General features: G+C 53.9%; 3 protein-coding genes. All 3 read left to right on the plus strand.

Annotated elements, in window-relative coordinates; genetic code table 11:
* Window positions 1-178 precede the first annotated feature (178 nt).
* Entirely contained in the window at window positions 179-385 is a 207-nt protein-coding gene (locus VGM55_RS24945) for a hypothetical protein (RefSeq protein ID WP_331637056.1), read from the plus strand.
* 62 nt (window positions 386-447) lie between these two features.
* Window positions 448-1,788 carry a transposase gene (locus VGM55_RS24950; protein WP_331637057.1) on the plus strand — a complete coding sequence of 447 codons (1,341 nt, stop codon included), beginning with the start codon at window positions 448-450 and terminating at the stop codon, window positions 1,786-1,788.
* Window positions 1,785-2,384: sensor histidine kinase (locus VGM55_RS24955; protein WP_331637058.1), on the plus strand; the 600-nt coding region annotated here is incomplete at its 3' end. The genes VGM55_RS24950 and VGM55_RS24955, both read left to right, overlap by 4 nt.

Consider the following 2,384-nt stretch of genomic DNA (forward strand, 5'->3'; position numbering starts at 1 on the left):
GACCGTTGACCTAACGAACCGTCGATAACACGTTTTCTTCCGCCCCCTTCAGGGCGGATCTTTTTGTTCATGGGTTCCAGGGGTTAAAACCCCTGGCCTGGAGTTTGGCCCTGACTAGATAAATGCGAGGCATTTTTGCGCTTGATATCTAGTTATATGACTAGTTAGTATGGAGGACATGGGTTTCCCAACCAAAGTGCAGCTCATTCAACGCAAAGAGAGTGAGCAGTGGTACATCAATTTCCCTTCCGCACTGGCCCAGGCCATGGAGTTTGAGAAGGGCGAAGAAGTTGAGTGGATCGTGGCGGATAAGGCGCATTTAATTCTGAGTCGTCAGCATGCGCCGGCCGATCCGGTGAGTGTAAAAAAAACGACTCGCTCCTAGAAGCCTTCGATGGGCTGCTGGCCCAAGGCACGCCAAAGGTTTCGGCCAGCAGAGCCAATCGATTGCGCGCTCATTTACTAGCCCAGCTCGTTTGTTTAGGACGACATACCTTGACGGGCCTATTGACCACCAATGGCCAGTTGCACCGCGACTGGAGTGCGGACTATCGACTCTATTCTCGCCAGCGCATCGATGCCGCCGCACTCTTTGGTTCAATCCGCAGAGGGGCTCAGCAAAGCCTGGCTCAAGAGGAAGCCCTCACCGTGGCTATGGATGATTCGATTTTGCGTAAAAGTGGGCGCCACATTCCAGGGGTTGGTTATCGCCGTGATCCTCTGAGTCCACCTTTTCACGTGAACTTTGTGCGGGGGATGCGCTTTGTACAGCTTTCGGCGCTGGTGCACCAAGCAGACGGTTTTTGTCGCATGATTCCTATCGATTTCCAACAAGCACCCTTACCGGTACGGCCCGCGCGCAACGCTTCCCCGGAGCAACAACAGCAATATAAGGCAGCTTTAGCGGCTGCTAACATTAACTGTCTTGGCCTAGAGCGAGTGCAGACCTTGCGCCAACAACTCAATGAGGATCCAGCGGCTCGGGCTAGGCATTTACGTGTGGTCGTCGATGGACGTTTTACTAATGCCAAGTTACTCAAAAATCTTCCTGCTAACACCACTCTCATTGGCAGGATTCGGCGCGACGCTAAGCTCTTCTTGCTGCCCCAGGGCCAAGCGGCCACCGGACGCAAGCGCCTTTACGGCCAAGCCGCTCCCACCCCTGAAGGGCTCTTAAGTGATCCCAGCCTAGAGTTTCAAAGGGTCCAAGCTCAACTGGGGGCGCGCAATTGTCAGTTCAGAGTCAAAGTCTTAGGACCCCTGCGTGCTTTACAAGCCGGCGGCAGTCAAAACCTCCAGCTCTTGGTCATTGCTCCGCTGGGTTACCGCCTGCGTAAAGGCTCAAAGCTCTTATATCGACAGCCGGCTTTTTTGATCTGTACTGATCCAACCCTTAGTATCCAAGCCTTACTTCAGAGCTATCTGTGGCGCTGGGACATTGAGGTCAACTTCCGGGATCAAAAAACCTTGCTCGGTATCGGCGAAGCTCAAGTCCGTAATCCCCACAGCGTTCAAGCTCAGCCGGCGCTAGCGGTGGCTGCCTACGGCTTGCTCTTGCTAGCAGCCGCTCAAGCTAATCTCAAAGCCCTCAGCCATCCCAAGTGGCGTCCTGACTCTGAACCCAAACGCCTTTCCACCGCCTCGCTCATCAATCTGCTGCGCCATGAATTATGGAACGCCTCCATAAAAGAACCTTTTACCCACTTTAGGTCCGATCCCTCTGATGACCACAACCCTCAAAAACTCCAACCACTCCTTCGTTCTGCCCTATTTTACGCTGCCGCATGACCCCCAGTAGGGCCAAACTCCAGAGCCAGGCTAGCCTGGCTATTGAACTCACCCGGCTAGCTAAAGCAGCCAGACAATCCGCGGTATTAGAAGAACGCAGCGAACTGGCGGGAGAAATACACGACTCGTTGGCTCAAATATTCACTGGCATCTTTATGCAGCTGGGCGCTGCCAGGAAAGTAATGCAACGCGGCGGCGCTAACAGTCTCGACTACGTTGAGCGAGCCATTGAGCTCGCCCAATTCGGATTGGCTGAGGCGCGCCGGTCGGCCTTCAGCTTTCAGCCGAGCGTAATTGACGAATTAGGATTAGTTCGGGCCATCCAAAAGCTGGTGGATCGTTCGAATATCGAAGGAAAATTGCGTTGCGATTTCGCATCAACCGGCGTCTGGGACAATAGTTTGCCACCGTCAGCGCAAGAAGATCTCGTGCGGATTACTCAGGAAGCGATCAGCAACGCGGTTCGTCATGCCAAGCCGACAGTCTTGCAAGTCAATTTGCACACCAACCCATCCAACCTAACTCTAGAGGTCACCGACAATGGATCCGGCATCGCTAATCCAGACGATGCCCGGAGAGATGGTTTCGGACTAACT

Origin of the sequence: Cedecea sp., from assembly GCF_036500665.1 — a bacterium.
In the GTDB taxonomy this organism is placed as follows: domain Bacteria; phylum Pseudomonadota; class Gammaproteobacteria; order Enterobacterales; family Enterobacteriaceae; genus Cedecea.